The organism is Rhizobium sp. BK316, assembly GCF_014193695.1.
Classification (GTDB): domain Bacteria; phylum Pseudomonadota; class Alphaproteobacteria; order Rhizobiales; family Rhizobiaceae; genus Rhizobium.
The window spans coordinates 743,604-759,596 of sequence record NZ_JACHZR010000004.1; the positions used below are offsets into that span (position 1 = coordinate 743,604).

At 56.6% G+C, this 15,993-nt stretch carries 21 protein-coding genes and 2 tRNA genes; 10 read left to right on the forward strand and 13 right to left on the reverse strand.

The features are described 5' to 3' along the window. Positions 1 to 23: 23 nt before the first annotated feature. On the reverse strand, positions 24 to 917 hold the full coding sequence (locus FHT87_RS22485; RefSeq protein WP_183729816.1) for a DUF2497 domain-containing protein: 894 nt from the start codon (positions 915 to 917) through the stop codon (positions 24 to 26). Between the two features lie 231 nt (positions 918 to 1,148). After that, a complete protein-coding gene (locus tag FHT87_RS22490; protein WP_183729819.1) occupies positions 1,149 to 1,814 on the reverse strand; it encodes a protein-L-isoaspartate O-methyltransferase in 666 nt (221 codons plus the stop codon). Positions 1,815 to 2,352: 538 nt separating this feature from the next. Between FHT87_RS22490 and FHT87_RS22495 the strand changes: the two genes are divergently transcribed. Then, entirely contained in the window at positions 2,353 to 2,577 is a 225-nt protein-coding gene (locus FHT87_RS22495; RefSeq protein ID WP_246699653.1) for a hypothetical protein, read from the forward strand. Positions 2,578 to 2,647: 70 nt separating this feature from the next. On the opposite strand, the gene FHT87_RS22500 is transcribed toward FHT87_RS22495, so the two are convergent. Further along, positions 2,648 to 2,721 (reverse strand) — tRNA-Cys (locus FHT87_RS22500). Positions 2,722 to 3,182: 461 nt separating this feature from the next. Between FHT87_RS22500 and FHT87_RS22505 the strand changes: the two genes are divergently transcribed. Beyond that, the gene (locus tag FHT87_RS22505) at positions 3,183 to 3,572 is read left to right on the forward strand and encodes a KTSC domain-containing protein (RefSeq protein ID WP_183729827.1); all 390 of its coding nucleotides are present in this window, start codon (positions 3,183 to 3,185) and stop codon (positions 3,570 to 3,572) included. An 84-nt stretch (positions 3,573 to 3,656) separates the two neighbouring features. Here the strand turns inward: FHT87_RS22505 and FHT87_RS22510 are convergent, their stop codons facing one another. Beyond that, positions 3,657 to 3,950: a hypothetical protein gene (locus FHT87_RS22510; protein WP_183729830.1), complete on the reverse strand. Its 294-nt coding sequence runs from the start codon at positions 3,948 to 3,950 to the stop codon at positions 3,657 to 3,659. Between the two features lie 118 nt (positions 3,951 to 4,068). Here FHT87_RS22510 and FHT87_RS22515 point away from each other — a divergent pair. From FHT87_RS22515 to FHT87_RS22550, 8 genes are all read left to right on the forward strand, one after another. Beyond that, positions 4,069 to 4,143: transfer RNA gene (locus FHT87_RS22515), tRNA-Asn, on the forward strand. Positions 4,144 to 4,304: 161 nt separating this feature from the next. Beyond that, positions 4,305 to 5,630 (forward strand): DUF6538 domain-containing protein, encoded by a 1,326-nt coding sequence (locus tag FHT87_RS22520; RefSeq protein WP_183804923.1) that lies wholly within the window; start codon positions 4,305 to 4,307, stop codon positions 5,628 to 5,630. A 77-nt stretch (positions 5,631 to 5,707) separates the two neighbouring features. Then, entirely contained in the window at positions 5,708 to 5,956 is a 249-nt protein-coding gene (locus FHT87_RS22525; RefSeq protein ID WP_183804925.1) for a hypothetical protein, read from the forward strand. A 622-nt stretch (positions 5,957 to 6,578) separates the two neighbouring features. Then, positions 6,579 to 6,758: a hypothetical protein gene (locus tag FHT87_RS22530; protein WP_210277891.1), complete on the forward strand. Its 180-nt coding sequence runs from the start codon at positions 6,579 to 6,581 to the stop codon at positions 6,756 to 6,758. A gap of 304 nt (positions 6,759 to 7,062) precedes the next feature. Next, positions 7,063 to 7,356, forward strand: a complete 294-nt coding sequence (locus tag FHT87_RS22535; protein ID WP_183804929.1) for a hypothetical protein — start codon at positions 7,063 to 7,065, stop codon at positions 7,354 to 7,356. A 19-nt stretch (positions 7,357 to 7,375) separates the two neighbouring features. Further along, positions 7,376 to 7,939 carry a hypothetical protein gene (locus tag FHT87_RS22540; RefSeq protein ID WP_183804931.1) on the forward strand — a complete coding sequence of 188 codons (564 nt, stop codon included), beginning with the start codon at positions 7,376 to 7,378 and terminating at the stop codon, positions 7,937 to 7,939. Between the two features lie 95 nt (positions 7,940 to 8,034). After that, positions 8,035 to 8,316 (forward strand): hypothetical protein, encoded by a 282-nt coding sequence (locus FHT87_RS22545; protein ID WP_183804932.1) that lies wholly within the window; start codon positions 8,035 to 8,037, stop codon positions 8,314 to 8,316. Beyond that, positions 8,313 to 8,855 carry a hypothetical protein gene (locus tag FHT87_RS22550; protein WP_183804934.1) on the forward strand — a complete coding sequence of 181 codons (543 nt, stop codon included), beginning with the start codon at positions 8,313 to 8,315 and terminating at the stop codon, positions 8,853 to 8,855. Before FHT87_RS22545 ends, FHT87_RS22550 begins: the two co-directional genes overlap by 4 nt. A gap of 106 nt (positions 8,856 to 8,961) precedes the next feature. On the opposite strand, the gene FHT87_RS22555 is transcribed toward FHT87_RS22550, so the two are convergent. From FHT87_RS22555 to FHT87_RS22595, 9 genes are all read right to left on the reverse strand, one after another. After that, positions 8,962 to 9,357: a DUF3168 domain-containing protein gene (locus FHT87_RS22555; protein ID WP_183804936.1), complete on the reverse strand. Its 396-nt coding sequence runs from the start codon at positions 9,355 to 9,357 to the stop codon at positions 8,962 to 8,964. Continuing rightward, positions 9,354 to 9,980, reverse strand: a complete 627-nt coding sequence (locus FHT87_RS22560; protein ID WP_183804938.1) for a hypothetical protein — start codon at positions 9,978 to 9,980, stop codon at positions 9,354 to 9,356. Before FHT87_RS22560 ends, FHT87_RS22555 begins: the two co-directional genes overlap by 4 nt. Before the next feature lie 64 nt (positions 9,981 to 10,044). Then, entirely contained in the window at positions 10,045 to 12,903 is a 2,859-nt protein-coding gene (locus tag FHT87_RS22565; protein WP_246699654.1) for a tape measure protein, read from the reverse strand. A gap of 12 nt (positions 12,904 to 12,915) precedes the next feature. Then, positions 12,916 to 13,251 carry a head-tail adaptor protein gene (locus tag FHT87_RS22570; protein ID WP_183804940.1) on the reverse strand — a complete coding sequence of 112 codons (336 nt, stop codon included), beginning with the start codon at positions 13,249 to 13,251 and terminating at the stop codon, positions 12,916 to 12,918. Next, positions 13,248 to 13,661: an HK97-gp10 family putative phage morphogenesis protein gene (locus FHT87_RS22575; protein WP_183804942.1), complete on the reverse strand. Its 414-nt coding sequence runs from the start codon at positions 13,659 to 13,661 to the stop codon at positions 13,248 to 13,250. Before FHT87_RS22575 ends, FHT87_RS22570 begins: the two co-directional genes overlap by 4 nt. Next, entirely contained in the window at positions 13,654 to 13,965 is a 312-nt protein-coding gene (locus FHT87_RS22580; protein WP_183804944.1) for a phage gp6-like head-tail connector protein, read from the reverse strand. Before FHT87_RS22580 ends, FHT87_RS22575 begins: the two co-directional genes overlap by 8 nt. Continuing rightward, the gene (locus tag FHT87_RS22585; RefSeq protein ID WP_246699655.1) at positions 13,965 to 14,402 is read right to left on the reverse strand and encodes a hypothetical protein; all 438 of its coding nucleotides are present in this window, start codon (positions 14,400 to 14,402) and stop codon (positions 13,965 to 13,967) included. Before FHT87_RS22585 ends, FHT87_RS22580 begins: the two co-directional genes overlap by 1 nt. Further along, the gene (locus FHT87_RS22590; RefSeq protein WP_183804946.1) at positions 14,402 to 15,688 is read right to left on the reverse strand and encodes a phage portal protein; all 1,287 of its coding nucleotides are present in this window, start codon (positions 15,686 to 15,688) and stop codon (positions 14,402 to 14,404) included. The genes FHT87_RS22585 and FHT87_RS22590 overlap by 1 nt, the downstream gene beginning before the upstream one ends. After that, positions 15,688 to 15,927 (reverse strand): hypothetical protein, encoded by a 240-nt coding sequence (locus FHT87_RS22595; protein ID WP_183804948.1) that lies wholly within the window; start codon positions 15,925 to 15,927, stop codon positions 15,688 to 15,690. Before FHT87_RS22595 ends, FHT87_RS22590 begins: the two co-directional genes overlap by 1 nt. Between the last annotated feature and the right edge of the window lie 66 nt (positions 15,928 to 15,993).

Consider the following 15,993-nt stretch of genomic DNA (forward strand, 5'->3'; position numbering starts at 1 on the left):
CTTGTCTGGAAAAAGCGATCCGATCAGCGGCGCGGGCCGCGCGCCACGCGTTCGATCTCTTCGCGCACGAGGCGTTCGACGAGCGTCGGCAGGTTGTCATCCAGCCACTCGCGCAGCATCGGACGCAGCATGTCTTCGGCGATCTCATCAAGAGAGCGGCGCTCGGCGGCACCATCGATGGCAGCGGCAAGCTCTTCGAAGGAGCGGGCAACCTGCAGGCCGGTGTTCTGGGACAGAAGTGACGGCTGCGCTTCTTCTGCGACACGCGCAGGCGCAAGCTCGGCGGGCTGGAAGGCTACCGGCTCGACGCGCAGTTCGACAGCGGGAAGCACGGGCGACTCCTCGACGAGCGCAGGCTGCGGAACCTCGGGCAGGCGCGGCTCGGCAAAGACGGGTGCAGGCTCGGCAGCATATTGGGCGACGGGAACAATCGGAGCAACGCGTGGAGCCGGAGCCGGCTCGACCGGGCGCGGATCGGCAGCGGCGCGCGGCGCTTCGTAGGCTGCCTGCGGCTCGAATTGCGGCTGCGGTTCGCGGGACGGCTGGGGCATGTCACGGAGAGCCTGGCCGGCCTGAACGGCGCTGCGCTCGGAAGCGGCACGGACGCGGGCTGCGACATCGGCAAGCGACATGGCGCGAGCAGGCATTTCCGGCTCCGGAGCGGTACCGGCGGAATTTGCAGCGACGAAACGCGGATCGCCACGCAGCGCTGGAGGCTCCGGAAACTCGACGCCAGCATAGGTGTCGTCAACCGTCAGATGGATTTCGGAGTCGTTTTCCTCTTCCGCACCGTAAACAGGGGGAAGCGAGGCGGATATCGCCTTTCCGGCGCCTGGCTCATTGCTTTCGATGATCTGGCGAATGGAGGCCAGAATCTCTTCCATGGACGGTTCACGCACTACACCTGGCTGAGCCATATCTATCCCCGTTATCCCTTAAACAACGATCGGACGGCGTGGAGCATGCATCCGAATCACCATGACCTTAGAATACCCCAAAGGGGAAAAAAATCAGCGCGAATCAAACAAATGCAGCCGTGCACAGTTTTGTTACCCAAGTGTAAGCGAAGTCTGTGAAGGCTTTTTTGACAGCCGAAACGAAAACGGGCGCCTATGGCGCCCGCTCAAAAAAACGAAGGCAGAAACGCCTTAGAATACGAATTCACGAGCCTTGGCGAAACCGGGCAGCGGTTTGACCGAAGCATTGAAGAAGACGTTTTCGGAAACAGCGCCGCGCTCGCTGACGAAGACCTTCGCGCGGGCAGCATTGCCATAACCCTGCACGGCAACGAGACGGCCGCCATCCTGCAACTGGCCAAGAAGTGCCGCTGGAACTTCCTCCACCGAACCGTTGATGAAGATCAGATCATAAGGAGCGCCGTCGGCATTGCCCTTCTCGAGCGGGCCAGTTGCCACCTGCACATTTGCATAACCGGCGAGATTTGCCTTGGCTTCAGCAGCAAGGGTCTCATCCGATTCGAGCGCGACGACGGAGCCTGCGATCAGCGACAACAGCGCGGACGCGTAACCGGTGCCGGCGCCAACTTCGAGCACCGCATCATCCTTGGTGATGGCGGCGAGCTGCAACAGCTTTGCGAGCGGCGACGCCTCCATGAGGAAACGGCCCGGATTGCCGGCAGCCGCCGGAGCAATTTCGATATCATTGTCGATATAGGCCAGCGCCTTCGCTTTCTCCGGCACGAATGCCTCGCGCGGGACGGTGAGGAAGGCCGTCAGCACCGAATGCGAGGTAACGTCCGTGGTGCGGACCTGGTTGTCGACCATCTTTACGCGTGCTGCTTCGAAATCCATCATATCCTCTCGCCGATGAAAGCGGTTCAGTCTTCCGTCTCTTAATCTCCGGCACGGATGCTTTCAAGGCTTGCCGGAGGCGCGTTTGAAGAATCCCGGAAACCCCTCGCCGCATGCAACAGGTGAAAAGCGATAGCTGCAACTTCTGCGTGGAACAAATGGCGATTTCATGGTATTATTGCGATTGGAGGAAATGAGGAGGAGCAGGCCATGTCTGCCGTTCTGGAATATTTCACGCTGTTCGACTTTTTCATCGCCGCAGCGCTCGTCGGCATATTCTGCTGCGGGCTGCTGGACGGCAAATCGACCTGAACAGATCGTATTCTCTCAGTAAAAGTTGCCTGGCCGCTTGCTCGGCGCGCCGAAGAAATGGTTTTCGGCACCCAGCCGGGTCAAACTGGCACGGCCGATTGCGTCATTAACTCTATATCAACCATACTGTTGCGCCAGCCGCGGCTTTCGCTAGGTTTGCGGCATGCAAACATTCGCCGTTCAATCCCCAGATATCGAAGCGCTTCACTACAATCCGGAAGCGCGGCTCTTGCTTGTGAAGTTCAAAAACGGCGCCATCTGCAATTTCACACGGATCTCGGCGCAGGCGCTGCAACGACTGCTCGGTCCAGATGTGCAGATAGGGAACCAAACGGCAGAGGGTGACGCCGACTATCTGGCGGGCCTGCGCAGCGGCGGATTGCGGGCGCTTTATTCCCTCACCGGCATCAAGCCAGCCCAATTCGATTTCACCCAAATCCCCGGTATCTGGTGAGTGGAACTGCGACGCCGTTGGCACGCCTCATATGACGCGGCCGGAGTTCTATGTCATGGTGAGAAGATATTGGAGGCCTCGCCCGGAATTGAACCGGGGTACAAGGATTTGCAGTCCTCTGCGTCACCACTCCGCCACGAGGCCTCACAGGCTGTCAACTTAGCCGTGGCGAGCGTTTAGAATGATCGTAAGGAAATCGCAAGAGGGCTTTCCAAAAACATTTCCTGCAATTTCAAACTCTGGCCACATCCGGGTCGTACGGAATAAGGGTCGATCCAGCGCCGGAAGGCGGCGAGACAGCCGCCTCCATATCTGATGATAAAAGGCCTACCCCGCAAAAAGTTCGAGCTTTCTTGAACAATAATTAGGCCAACAGCCGCTCGAATAGGCCTCCTTGCGCTCCGGATTGTGCAATAGGCGAAATCAACATGCCCTCAGCCTATTGCCTATATTTATCCCCGAGGCGTCATCCGTCGTGACGACATCGCCTCCACTTTAATTATATTAGAAACTTCGGAAGTTAACCTAAAATATGAGTAACAAATTCTTAACTTGACTTTCATCATCGTCATTCCATCCTCCTCTTGGGAGAGATAGGAGCAGAAATGAATTGGGTGCCTTTGAATTCCAAGCAGATCCGTGCTGTATCCTACGATCCGCAAGTCCAAGTGCTTCATATCAAATTTGCCGGCGGCCGATCAGTGCGACATAACGGGGTGCTGCCCCATATCTACGACAACCTCATCGAAACCGACGATCCGGAATTTTATTATAAATACTATCTGGAACCGTCGCGTGTCCAAGCCGGCTGGTGGCAGAGCCTCGGCGCCAGCTCCTATGCGGTAAAACTCTTGATATTTCTGATCGGCGTACTCGTGATCACAACGACCGCGCTTGAGGAAAGTGGCGAGCTGCCGATCTACCTGTCGGAAATCACCGAGTCAGGAACAGCCGCTCCGGCGTCCGTTGACGGTGCTGTCATCTCTCCACAATGAGAGCGCAATGCCGCATGAATCCATGGCGCGATTCGGGCGGCAAACAACCGACATCGCAGGCCGCTTGCTGTTTCCCCGGAGGCTTCAAGCAGGGCGCTTTCGGCGATGCCACCAGACTGCGACGCGGCGTCGCCATCTGCGTGCGACCGGTAGCTCGTGGGACAGCACGAGGAAGCCGAGCGGTAACATCCAGAAGCCGAGAACAGGCAAAAAGCCCAGAATGCCGCCGAAAATGAGCAGTGTTCCGGTCGTCATGCGTGCGATGCGCGAGCGCGGCATAGGCACGCGCAACGAGCCGAGAACCAGCTTGCCATCCCGGTGATCGATCCCGAAATGCGTTTCTCCGGCCTTTTTCGGCCCATTTTTCCTGTTAGTCATCCACAAGAGATGGGCGCAAACACCGCAAATACAAGCTGATTTCATTTTTTTGAAAAAACTGCTTGGCAAATCGGGAAAGCATTTGTATTACCCCGCTCACGCCGCGGCCAAGCGGTGATCCCTGGTAGCTCAGCGGTAGAGCATTCGACTGTTAATCGACAGGTCGCCGGTTCGAATCCGGCCCGGGGAGCCAGTTTCGAAGAGGGGTGCGCAAAAATGCGCACCCCTTTTTTACTTCGATTTCAATGTCTTATCTGATGCGGCTCCGAAATCTGCAACCGTTTCCGCAGCCCCATACTTGTCGAATTGGCTACATTTTCGATACTTTTCCGACCACAGCGGAGAAGACCGGTCATGAAATCGCGCGATATTTCGAGATATGTGGTTCAGGATAAGCGCTCTGGGACCTGGCTATATTATCGTCGCGTTCCTCGCGAAGTGGGCCACCTCGACGGACGTAGCCACGTCAAGAAGAGCCTGAAGACCGATAGTCATCGGGAAGCTTTGCAGCGGGCGGAGGAAATTCACCGGGCAACTGAAGCAATGTGGAGATCGCTTCTGCAGGGTGGAGACAGGACGACCTCTATCGCCTCCTACGAAGCCGCGGTGAAAGCCGCACAATCGCTCGGCTTCGTCTACCGTCCGGCCACCGATATTCAGGATTTGTCGATCGATGAAATGGAGCGACGGCTGAAAATCGCCCATGCGAATCTCGGAAAGGCTCCAGCGGTCGTCGATGCGATGTTAGGAACAGCCCCCGCCCCTACCCTCCGCATTTCAGATATTTGGAAAGAATACGAAGAGCACAACGCCGCCGGCTTGAAGGGGATGAGTCCGGACCAGCTTCGAAAGCACAAAGTGTCGCGACTGCGGGCGATCGAGTATGCGAGGGAAGCTCTTGGCGGCGATATGGAACTCGGGGCTATCAAACGCCCGGACGTGCTTAAAATGCGCGGATGGTGGCTAGAGAAGATCGAGAGCGAAAAGCTCAAGGCCTATTCAGCAAATCGATGCTTCTCTGATCTCAAAGGTATGCTCACGGTCATCGATGACGCCCTCCAAACCGACTACCGCACAGTGTGGGACAAGGTTCGGCTGAAGGAGACGGTTGCGACAAAATTGGGAAAGCGGCCGCCGTTTCCTGTCGCATGGGTGCAAGATCGTATCCTGGCGCCCGGGGCGCTGGACACAATGAACGACGACGCGAAGCTGATTGTGCTCACGATGGTCGAAACGGGCGCGCGGCTCGGCGAGATATGCAATCTCCGTCCGCAGGACATCCGCCTTGACGACGAGGTTCCACACATCGAGGTTGCCGAGCGTGAGGACCGTGTTCAGAAAACCGAATACAGCATTCGGCAGATCCCACTCGTCGGCGTCTCTCTTTGGGCGATGAAACAGCGGCCGAACGGTTTCCCTCGCTATGCGGACAGCGCCGACGCGGCTTCGGCCTTGATCAATAAGGTGATGCTGAGCGCCGGCTTGCGGCCAACCGAGCGCCACACCGTCTACAGCTTGCGACACACTTTTCAGGACCGCATTGAGAACGCAGATTGCTCAGACCGGATGCAGGCCGATTTGATGGGGCACGAATTTGGCCGGCCGGCCTATGGCGACGGCGCTGAGATGAAGCGCCGGCAGAAATTCTTGGACGGCATCAAGTTTAAGTGGCCTCAATAACCCTTGCGACTTGCAATCGCCACATGCCTAAATAAGAATGGTTGCAATGAACAATTGACTCAACTAAGGGACGGAAAATGGCTTTTTACATAATCAAATTAAATGCAACAGAAGTGCCAAGTTTTGCGATTGAAGATGAACGTTCTGAAGATGAACTAGCTGAAGCATTAGTCAATAATGGCTTCCTGAAAGTCCAGCCTGTGGAGTTTTTTGGCGGCCAGGAGAACAGGCAGATATCAAATTCTATTGAGAGAATTTTATTTTTAGGTTTCGTTGTCAGTATACATAAGCTGGACTCTTCTCAATGGGAAATTGAGCGCATCTAAACTCCTTTTTCGTCACAATGAAAAGGCCGCCCCTTTCGGAGCGGCCGTTTAGGTCGCGACGATTTTCGTCGCTAGCTCAGTCCCTCATCAGCAGAATGGTCCGCTCCGATCCCGTCGCCGCTGCCGACCACGTGCCGCCGCACGCGACCTCAAGGGCCTTCCTGAGTTCTTCCAAGTGAAATGCGACGAGTTCGAAGCCACTCCTCTCTGATGCCCCCACGGCGGTAGGAATGGCGGCCGCTGCGGAAATGGTAGCAGCACCTTTCAAAGTATTTCTACGCGTGATATTGGAAGTTAGATCCACGAGATCCTCCTATGATCTTTGGGTTTAGCGACGGACATGAGCTGCAACTCGTGTTCGTCGCGATCAATGTAGACGATCCCTTAAATATGAAAATATAGAAATTTACCATTTACTTTTTCGGCGTTGGATAAACTTCATGCCGTTTGGAATATTTGCTTAAGACGCTTCCGACTTTATTCGGTTTTCGGCCATTTTATATTCCAAAAGGAATATTTCACAATCTCAAAATACCGAAAAAAGTCTGGGGAAAAGATGGAAACGACCCGCCCGCCTGGCCCTACCGTCCCCTCGGATGTACCCGTTGAGAGGATGGAGAAATTGCTCGATCGGCTCGCACAAGAAATCGTCGCGGCTGGAGAAGACGGATATAAATTAGTCCATCTCTACGAATGGCTAGAAGGCCAGATACTCGCCCGACGAGCGGTGAACGCCACTCTCGATCGGGCGAGCGCGCGCGTGGAGCGTAAAAAAAATCAAGGCGGAGGACGGATGGTGTGAGTAGCCGACAGCGGCCAATAGGACCGGACATCCCGCCAGAAGTTTCGCTTGAGGAGATGGAGCGCTTACTCGATACGGTCGCCATCGAGGTAGTCGCTCTCGGAGACGAAGGCTGGAAGCTGGTTCCTTGGTTCGACTGGCTCGAATACCAGATCGCAGAACGCCGCAAGATGAATGCCACCCTGGACCGTGCGCGTGCCCGAGTTGAACACCTAGCCAAGCGGGAGGGAGTGACTGTGGCCGAATTGACCCGCAAAGGTCTGAAGCGGCGAAGACGGAGCCCGGCGCGGAAATGAAGATGTCTATGGAAGAAGATGTCTATGGAAATAGAATGAGCGCCGGACCAACGATCGACGAGATGGAGACTTGGCTCGACCGGCTCGCCAGCGAAATCATAGCAGTCGGCGAGCAAGGCTATAAGCTCGTTCCACTCTACGAATGGCTTGAAGAGAAGATCGAAGAGCGCCGTAAAGTGAGCGCGACCTTGGAACGAGCGCGGTTTCGGGTGGAGCGCAAGGCAGAAAAGGTCGGGACGACCGTCGGCGCATCGATCCGCGGTGGGCCAAAACAGAAAAAGCCCGGTTCAAGGCGGAAATGAAGACGGGAGAACAGAAACCGTGAGCACCCACGAGCGGCCCGTCGGACCGGAGCTTCCGCCAGAAATCACCATTGCAGAGATGGAGACTTGGTTGGATCACACGGCAGAGGAAATAGTAGCCCTAAAAGAAGAAGGCTATAAACTTGTCCCTTGGTTCGAGTGGCTCGAGGGCCAGATCCAAAAACGGCGGAATGAACAAGCCGCCATGGATCGCGTAAAGGCCAGGATCACAGGCAAGGCCGCCACATCGGCGGTCACGCTAGACGACATGACTCCACACGACGTGGTGCTCGAGCGATATCCGTGGCTCACCGCGCAGATCCTCAATCGATGGCGCCGTGAGCGGCGTATTCGCTCATTTCGAGGGAGAGAGGGCGTCGTCGTTTACAGTCGATCGGAGCTCGACGTTGCGCTGGAGGCTGAGTTTCGCTTCGATGGTTCCCCCGAGCCACGGATGAGGAGACCGCCGTCCGAGCCTGAGAGGCCGACGATGTCTGAAGGCGATCGGATCCGCGAGCGGCTTTATCTCGAAAGGATAAGTGGCAAGCGGAGACCGGGAAAGCCGAAGCCAGAGAACGCATGAGAAGTTCTGAAGGGGATTTGGCACCTTTAGCCAGGCACTCCCATTGACTCCTGCGTGTATTTTGCTCACGTTTAATTGCAACGTGGAGGGGCAACATGGGACGGAATCTGCATATATCTTACGACCTGAAAAATCCCGGGCAAAATTATGACAACGTGATCGCTGCGATCAAACAACTAGGCGACTGGGCGAAAATCCAATACTCGTACTGGTATGTGAATTCGCAATACACGGCAGTACAGGCGCGTGATCATGTCTGGAGTGCAATGGACGCCAACGATTCACTCTACGTCGTGGACGCATCGAACAACGAAGCTTCCTGGCAGAATATCCCTCCGGAATCATCGAAGTTCATCATGGATAACTGGCTCAAGTGACGATTGACGTCTCAATTCCCGAGTACTTGAAGGATTTCTTTGAGCTAACGACAACGATATCGAAGCCAAGCGCCGATCATCGAACCATAGCGATCGTGGGCGTGTCTTTCATCGACGATGGAGTCCGGGAAATTCTGGAGTTGGCTATGCCAGGGCTCAATTCCAAATTGCGTGACAAAATATTCGACGGATATGGGCCATTGTCTACGTTGGCTGCGCGCTTGGATGTCGCTCGAGCGCTAGGATTGATGAGGCCGCACGAACACACGATGATCGTCTCATTGGCGCGCATTCGGAACCGAATGGCCCATAGTCTTCACGTGCATAATTTCGATCACCCTGACGTTGCGAAAATTCTTGATGAAATAGAGATCACCGTCACTGACGGTGCCACCGGCAAAGAGACAACACAGAAAGGTCCGTTTGATGGTCAACCCCGCTGGTCTTTCTATCAGACCTGCATAGGTGGGGTGGCGATGTCCATCCAAAGGGTAAGAACGGAGCGCTGGCTTGCCAGGAACGGGGATCGCAAGAACTAAAAAAGCCCGCCCAAAGGGCGGGCGATAGATAACATCGATGTTCAGACGAAATTCGTCCGATGTCAGGCATGCTCGCACTTTAGCGTGGTGGAGCGCCCTGCATTGTTCAGGTAGCTCGAAACCGCATCCGGAATCCGAGCCGGCGCCGCCACGCGTCGCCGGTCTCACCGCGATCAAAGAAGTCAACGCCATCGTGCGCGATGTCGTCGACTTCAAATCCAGCGATCGAACCGCGGTAGTCGATCAGGGTATCGCGGACATCATCACCAAGCACATCGGCGGCTTGGTATGTTGCCGCGACGCAATCAACGATAAAGCGCGAAACTGGATATCGATCGCTTCCAGAGAGGTGGCGGCCGTCGATCTCATCGACGGAAGAAAGTACGATCGCCGGCAATTGGATTTTCTGAGGCAGTTCAATAGGAAAAATGCGCTGCGCTACAACGGCGATGATATCGGCATCGACAGCAAGGATTTCCCGAACGATCGATATCCCGCTCATTGCTTGAACACCCAAGCACCTTCATGAACGACCATCCGACGTCCGGTTTCCGGGTCATATTTCTCGTAAGGTTCTAATTGCGCCCAGGCGCCGTCAGTCATCTTCTGAAAGATGAGCCCGCTCTGTGGATCGACCATTTCCTCCTTCACCATCGGCGCGGCCGTCGACGTCGTTCCCTCGTCTTTAGACGCCCGGGTCGCTGGCTCGATCTCTGACCCCTCTTCGACACTAGGCGCCTTCCCGGCAACTATCTCGATGGCTTCGGCCAACGTCTTGCCTTTAAACACCCGGATCTGCGCATCGTAGAGACGCAAGCCGATCTGATCGATGGTGAGGCCCCAAGGAAACCCGGAATCGTCGCCGTTGACCAAGCATACGGCCATGGTGCGCGAAATGATCACGGCGGACGGTTTCAGGAAACCACGCGAGATGATTTCGAAATAGTCCTCACCGAAATCTGCTTCCAATTGCTCGAGGGCATCGACGCCCATGAACAGGTAAGCTCCATTGCCAGCTTCTGGCATGGCGACATAGGCAAAGGAATTCTGGTCAGCCGGCACCGGCGTACCGTCACGTCTGAAGAGCCCCTCAAAGAAGATATGTGCCTTAGAAAAAATACTCATATGCGACATCTCCGGTTTTTAGGTGATATGGCGAGGCTGAATGGGGCGGAAGCCGAAGACCCCGTCAGGAATTCCGATAATCCCTGCCGGCCATGTTGCTCTGGTAGTCAGCGACGGTTGGAACGACCCGCTGGTTGGCACCATTGATCGCTGTACCGACGATCTTTGGCGCCGCGTCTTTTACCGCAGAGGAAGACTCTTTCCGGACATATGCCTGCAGCTTTCCATCATCGTCGACCGTTACCCCGACATCGACGGCTACCCGGGATTGCTGCAGCGTTCCCACCAAGTCACCGAAACCACCAAATGTCGGGGGTCGAAGTGTCGGCAAGGTCATCGATGCATATCCGCCGCGCTCAAAACCACGTCCGGAGTTGATGGCTTCAAGCAGCGGTCGATGCTTCACGGTAGCAGCGGCATTCACCACAAATTCCTTGCCATGAACCACGCCCGCTACATCGCTGATGCCGCGATCGCCAGTGTATCCGCCGGTTTCGAAGCCAAGCAGCGATCCAATGCCCGCAAACAGTGAGCCGAATAAGCCGCCTGCCGAATTACTGGTCTTGGGCGCAAAGAGTGCGTCAAAAGCATTGCTGATGAGGAGATCACCAAGACGCTTGGCGATATTGGCCAAGGCATCGCTGAAACTCTCCGCGCCGGTGATGGCTCCCGAAATCTCGCTCTTGAAGGCATCATAGAAGTCTTCGGCCGAGCGGTCGGCACGGTCCTGTGCTTCCTGGACACGTCGCAAAGCGTCGGCTTGCGCGGCATAGGCGGCGCTGGCCTGTTCGATCTTCTGCCGCTGTTCGTCGGAGATCTTGAGGTTGTCGAGATCGGTCTGGCCCTTACGGCGAGCTTCCTCGCGAAGATCAGCCAGAGCGTTTTGCTCGAGCTCAAGCGCCATACGTCGGCGCTCTTGATCCTGATACGACAGGCTCAGTGTGCGCTGCTCTTCAACAAGCGCGGCTGTCCGATCTTTGACAGATTGAATATCCTGATCGAACCGGCTTTCAGCCGTGGCCTTTACTCCGTGGCTTTGGCCTCGACCACTCTGGGATCTCGATTGATCAGCAGCAACATTTTTCGCAGCTAATGCCGCAATCTGATCGTCAGGCAGGAAGCCGCCCTTCGAGGTGAGCCCTTGCCTGATGGATGCGATTTCCTTCTCGACTGCAAGCTGCTCTTTGCTCAGACCATTCTGACGATCGGCTTCGTCGGCATACGCTTTACCGATACGCAGCATTTCCTCGCCCTGTCGGCGGGAGTCGTCGTACTGCTTGTACGCGGCAACGGAAGCAGCGGAGAGACCGTCGGAACCAAGTTTCTTCTGGAGAAGATCGGTGGCTGCGATCGCAGAGGAAAGTTGCTGCAATAGCGGAGAAAGCTGCTCTGCGAGGCGCTGAAAATTCGGATTGGAATTAGCCAAGGCGAACAGTTCTTGTTCAACCTCGTTTGCCGCCCGCTTTCCTGTGCTTAGCCCATCGCGAAGATCCTGAAGGGAGCCCAACTGCTCTTCAGTGATGAGACGCCGTGGCGCGTTATCGATGATCTCGCTAAAGAGATCGACGGCGGCCTGGCGGGCTGCATCGATGCTTGCGGTACCCACTTCAACGCCAGCGCTGAGGGCATTCTTCACCTTCTCATCGATCGCGGTGGAAACGCCGCCGATTGCCGGCGCAGCGTCCTTTGCACGCTGCTCTATCTCCTGAAGCGCCTGCGCATAGGTTCGTGCACCCTGCGTTGCTTCCGCAGATGATGACGAGAAGAGGGCAAGGGCGCCGACCACTGTCCCGCCGATGATCAGCCCGAGCGGCCCCGCAACCGCGCCGACGCCGCCAATAGCAGAAGCCAGTTGGCCCGCGGTGGAAGCTGCCCGAAGCGCACCCACGAACTTGTAGACTTCGGAGGTTGCCAGGCCAAGCTTCCCAATCATCCCGACGATGGAACGTCCAACGAGGGCGCCAGCAACAACGCCGGCCAGCTTGAGGGTCATCTCCGCAGTTTGGTCGAAATTGTTGGCGAGGGCATTCAGGCCGGCGACGAGCCGCTGTGATGCCCCAAGGCTACTATCGGTTTCGCCGATGTATTTTGTGAAGGCGTTGTTGACCTTGATGATGCCCTGTTCGATCGTGGTCGTCGAGTTGGCAGCCATTGCCTGGATGGCGGGCAGGCCCTTCAGGAACGCTTGGAAGAACTGCTGCCCAGAAACCTTGCCGTCATTGACCAGCGCCTTCAGCTTGTTGACCGAGCCGCCAGCCGCATCCAACCCGTTGGCGACGGCGATGAGAATCGGCCGCGCGCCCTCGTTGATCGAATTGAATTCTTCAGCTTCGACACGAGCTTTCCCAAGAAGCTGCCCGAGCTGGAGTAGACCCCCTGACGCCGCACTTGCGGAAGTTCCTGCCACGCGCAGGGCGACCGCTACGCCGTCGGAGAATTTCAGGAGATCTTGCTGGCTGGCGCCAAGATTATCGGAGGCCTGGGCTGCCTTGCCGTAGAGATCGCTCAGAGCGCCTATCGGGGCTGCGTTGGCCTGAGCCGATTTGTAAAGCTCGTCGAGTACCTTCGCCTGCTGTTCACCGGTAACGCCGGCCACCGCCAGGCTATTCTTCGCAGACGTCCATGCATCGGCATACGCGAGGACCTCGCGGGCGGACAGCGCGGCCGTGATCGCACCCAGCGACGGGACGAGGCTTTTTCCGAAATTGGCAAAGCTTCGATCCATACGAGAAAGCGCAGCTTCGAATTGTGCCGTCCTGGCCAAGGTTTGCTCGAACTTCGCCATGCCTGCAGCGGCATCCCGCTGGACTTTCGACATCGTGGCAGAGTTCTGCGCTTCAACTCGCTTCAGAGCTTTTTCGAGACGCGCCGTGGTGGCGCTGATATCGACGACCAATGGCCGCAGATTGATTTCATCTGCCATGAGGCAAAATCCTTAGTTCGCGCCCACGTCTGTCGCCGTGGCGTGAATCTCGGTTCCATCCTTGAAACCGACCGGAACGACGTCCTGGACGTTCCAGACCCGATTACCGCCGCGTCCAAGATGAACGAGACGGTCGACCTGCGAGAGGTCCTCGCGATAATTGATGCTGAACACCGCACGTGTTTCACCGATGGCCACGCCGCCCTCGCGGAACTCACGGCCGCGCGTCGGGAGGAATTGTGCCCACACGGTGCCGACGTCAACGAACGGCTCTGGATCGTCCCATGTCGGCACGCCGCGCTTCTGGAGCGTGATGCGATCACGCATTTTGCCGGGATTGATGGTCATTTTGAAAGCTTCTTCAAGGCCGCATTGATGGACCGTGCCGTCCGGCTTTGAATACGCTTTTTGATCGACCGGTAGGCAGGCCAAAAGAAGGGCCTGGCAGACATTGCGCCTTGGCCGTCTTTCTCGTGCCGGCCGAACTCGACGAATGCCGCGTAGGGCTCTTCGGCGACTACCCGAACTGATAGTTCGCCGACCTCTTTGCCTCCAGCAATGGAGTTTCCGGCGGTCGTCACGGAAATGCTGTCACGGAGACTACCGTCTTCGACCGGTGCCAGCGCCTTCGCGGTGCGCACCATTTCTTCGCCTGACTTTTCCAAGCTGGATTGGATCTCGGCTTTCACGATATCCGGAATGGTCTTCAGGAGTTGCTGCCGAAGTTCCTTCATTCCAGAGATGGTCACCTTAGCCATAACCAAACCCCCAATTTCGAAACGGCCGAATGAGATAGAAATACTGCTCCGGAAGCACCGGGGATTTCCGGTCGAAATAGTTGATCGTCACATCCATCGTGATGGCGAGCTTGAGCTCGGCAGGGACTTCTTCCCAATCGATAAGCTTGGTTGCCAGATGGTCGTCTAGGCGATTCTGTGCGGCGGTGATCAGGGTGGCGATATAAGCGCGATCCGCAGGCTCCTGCGTCTCAGGGCTGCCGCCAGTGGCGTATAGGTCGACTTGAAGCGCCTGCCAGACTTCCTGTTCGGTCACATGGAACATCAAGCTTTCCCTCCATCGCGACCGCGCTTCACAGCAAGCCGCCAATCATCGCCGACGCCAGGCTTGCTTGAGGTATTCCGCTGGCAGATCCAGTAAGATCCAGCCCATGTCACGCCGTCACCGGACTTGTGTTCGCCTTCGCGCCAAACACCGCGGTCAAGCACCACTGGCATCTCGAAGCTGAAGGTTTTAACGACCTCGCCTCGCTGGAACCGAAGCGTGATTGTCCTCTCGCCATCGTATTCGGCGGCCATGTCGTCGAAGCCGACTCCATCGACGCCGTTCTTCCCATCGGGAATAGCATCGATGGCGGATTTCAATTCGACGGCCCTCTGATCCAGTCCGTCCAAACGTGATGTGATCGGCGCAATGGCGCGCTGCACATATTCCTTCACCGCGGCGACGATCTCCGCACCGAATGATTTTCCGTCGAACATCAGCGAAGTCCCTTGAATATCTCGACCAAAGCGGCGTTCGTCTGCACGGTCATGTCCGGTTCCGGCTCAGGCTCACCGGCAATGAGGGCGGCATCCCGCGCAGCAATAGCTGCGAGGCTGTGGTCTTGTTGCTGAAGGTAGATCGTATCGCCACCCTCGACGGGAACGAGGTTGACGCGCCTGCGAGCTTCGTTGAGCGTGGTCGTTCCCTTGGACTTCTGCACGACATCGAACTGTGTCGCCGTATCCATTCGAAGCAGGCCGTCGACGTCGATCTCAGTGCCGATCGACACGCCATTGTAATCAAGCCCCTCGTCAAGACAGGCTTCGATTGCTTCGATTAGGATCTGAAGGCAGGTCTCGAAATAGTCGATATTGAGGGACTGCACGCTTGAAGTCGCGTATTTCGGAGCCTCACCGATCCCGATTTTGTAGGGCGGCACATGATACACGGAGCATACGACGGTCGTGGTCCATCGGAGTTGTTCGATAAGCTGAGCGTCGACCGCCTTCGACGACATCACTTCGAACTTGAGACCCGATCCGAGAACCGCGATCTTGCCCGAATTCTTGCCGCTGAAATTCTCGTTCCAGCTTTTCGCCAGCCGCTGCTCATCAGTGTCTGAGATGTTTCCCGGGCCGGTCAGAATGCCGGATGGGCGCGCGCCGTTTTGGAAAAAGACCGTGGAATCCTTCTGGATTGTTAGGCCCTGCATCGCAGCCAATCCACCGGCGAAGATTGGGGAAAGCCCGACGAGCGGATGGAAGAAGGTGTTGAAACGATCGTGGATGATTTCGCTAGCAGGTACGACGACCTGTTGCGGCAAGCCAGCAAGACTATCGGTGTTGAGCTCGTAAAAGATGTCACCGCTGTCGGCAACGAGTGGTGTTACCAAATTCGGGTCGAGAATATAGAGGGCGTCAACCTTGCCCTTTCCGTCTCGACGCTTCAGCGCATACGTATTGCCAGCCTGAAGCTTCGAAAGTACCCACGACTCAATGAACTGGATGCGGTTCTGGAAATGGTTCGGCTTGCGGAGGATGGCCGGCTGCCGTGGCGCTTCCGTCCAGATTCCATCCTTGTCCTTTTTGACCAGCCGCAAGCCAAGCTTAGCGATATCCGAGGCGATCAACGTTCGGCACGCAAAATCAGCATGGAAGGCCAGAACGCTGTCACGCTTGACCTCCACGTCCTGCTGCCAGGCACCGAGATAGGATTCGAGGATACGCCAGCCGCGGCTAGGCGCTGGGGAAAGCGCCTTCTGGCGCCGACGCTTACGAGCCATCAATCAGCCCCCTCGACAATGGCAGACTGAGCGGCATGCACCTTCGCCTGCAAGGTGGAAGCCGACCAACGCTTATCGGCGTTCTTTCCCGTGAGACGGTGAAATTCCCCGGCAAGGCGCGCCCGCTCGTCTTCCGTTTTCGCAGGCACGCGGGATTTGCGCTTGGCAAGCAGCAGCTCCGCGACTTTGCGATGGCGCGGGTTGCTCGCGGTCATCATTCGCGTAAGGTAATTACTCATTCGGGACATCTCCCCAGATAGCAAAACGCCGATCGCAGTTGCCCGCGACCGGCTGTCTCAAGAAAA

Excerpts from the sequence above, each read along its gene's own strand:
- FHT87_RS22485 (WP_183729816.1), bottom strand. The coding sequence starts at position 917 with ATGGCTCAGCCAGGTGTAGTGCGTGAACCGTCCATGGAAGAGATTCTG.
- FHT87_RS22490 (WP_183729819.1), bottom strand. The coding sequence starts at position 1,814 with ATGATGGATTTCGAAGCAGCACGCGTAAAGATGGTCGACAACCAGGTC.
- FHT87_RS22505 (WP_183729827.1), top strand. The coding sequence starts at position 3,183 with ATGAATTGGGTGCCTTTGAATTCCAAGCAGATCCGTGCTGTATCCTAC.
- FHT87_RS22510 (WP_183729830.1), bottom strand. The coding sequence starts at position 3,950 with ATGACTAACAGGAAAAATGGGCCGAAAAAGGCCGGAGAAACGCATTTC.
- FHT87_RS22520 (WP_183804923.1), top strand. The coding sequence starts at position 4,305 with ATGAAATCGCGCGATATTTCGAGATATGTGGTTCAGGATAAGCGCTCT.
- FHT87_RS22525 (WP_183804925.1), top strand. The coding sequence starts at position 5,708 with ATGGCTTTTTACATAATCAAATTAAATGCAACAGAAGTGCCAAGTTTT.
- FHT87_RS22535 (WP_183804929.1), top strand. The coding sequence starts at position 7,063 with ATGGAAGAAGATGTCTATGGAAATAGAATGAGCGCCGGACCAACGATC.
- FHT87_RS22545 (WP_183804932.1), top strand. The coding sequence starts at position 8,035 with ATGGGACGGAATCTGCATATATCTTACGACCTGAAAAATCCCGGGCAA.
- FHT87_RS22555 (WP_183804936.1), bottom strand. The coding sequence starts at position 9,357 with ATGAGCGGGATATCGATCGTTCGGGAAATCCTTGCTGTCGATGCCGAT.
- FHT87_RS22560 (WP_183804938.1), bottom strand. The coding sequence starts at position 9,980 with ATGAGTATTTTTTCTAAGGCACATATCTTCTTTGAGGGGCTCTTCAGA.
- FHT87_RS22565 (WP_246699654.1), bottom strand. The coding sequence starts at position 12,903 with ATGGCAGATGAAATCAATCTGCGGCCATTGGTCGTCGATATCAGCGCC.
- FHT87_RS22570 (WP_183804940.1), bottom strand. The coding sequence starts at position 13,251 with ATGACCATCAATCCCGGCAAAATGCGTGATCGCATCACGCTCCAGAAG.
- FHT87_RS22575 (WP_183804942.1), bottom strand. The coding sequence starts at position 13,661 with ATGGCTAAGGTGACCATCTCTGGAATGAAGGAACTTCGGCAGCAACTC.
- FHT87_RS22580 (WP_183804944.1), bottom strand. The coding sequence starts at position 13,965 with ATGTTCCATGTGACCGAACAGGAAGTCTGGCAGGCGCTTCAAGTCGAC.
- FHT87_RS22585 (WP_246699655.1), bottom strand. The coding sequence starts at position 14,402 with ATGTTCGACGGAAAATCATTCGGTGCGGAGATCGTCGCCGCGGTGAAG.
- FHT87_RS22590 (WP_183804946.1), bottom strand. The coding sequence starts at position 15,688 with ATGGCTCGTAAGCGTCGGCGCCAGAAGGCGCTTTCCCCAGCGCCTAGC.
- FHT87_RS22595 (WP_183804948.1), bottom strand. The coding sequence starts at position 15,927 with ATGAGTAATTACCTTACGCGAATGATGACCGCGAGCAACCCGCGCCAT.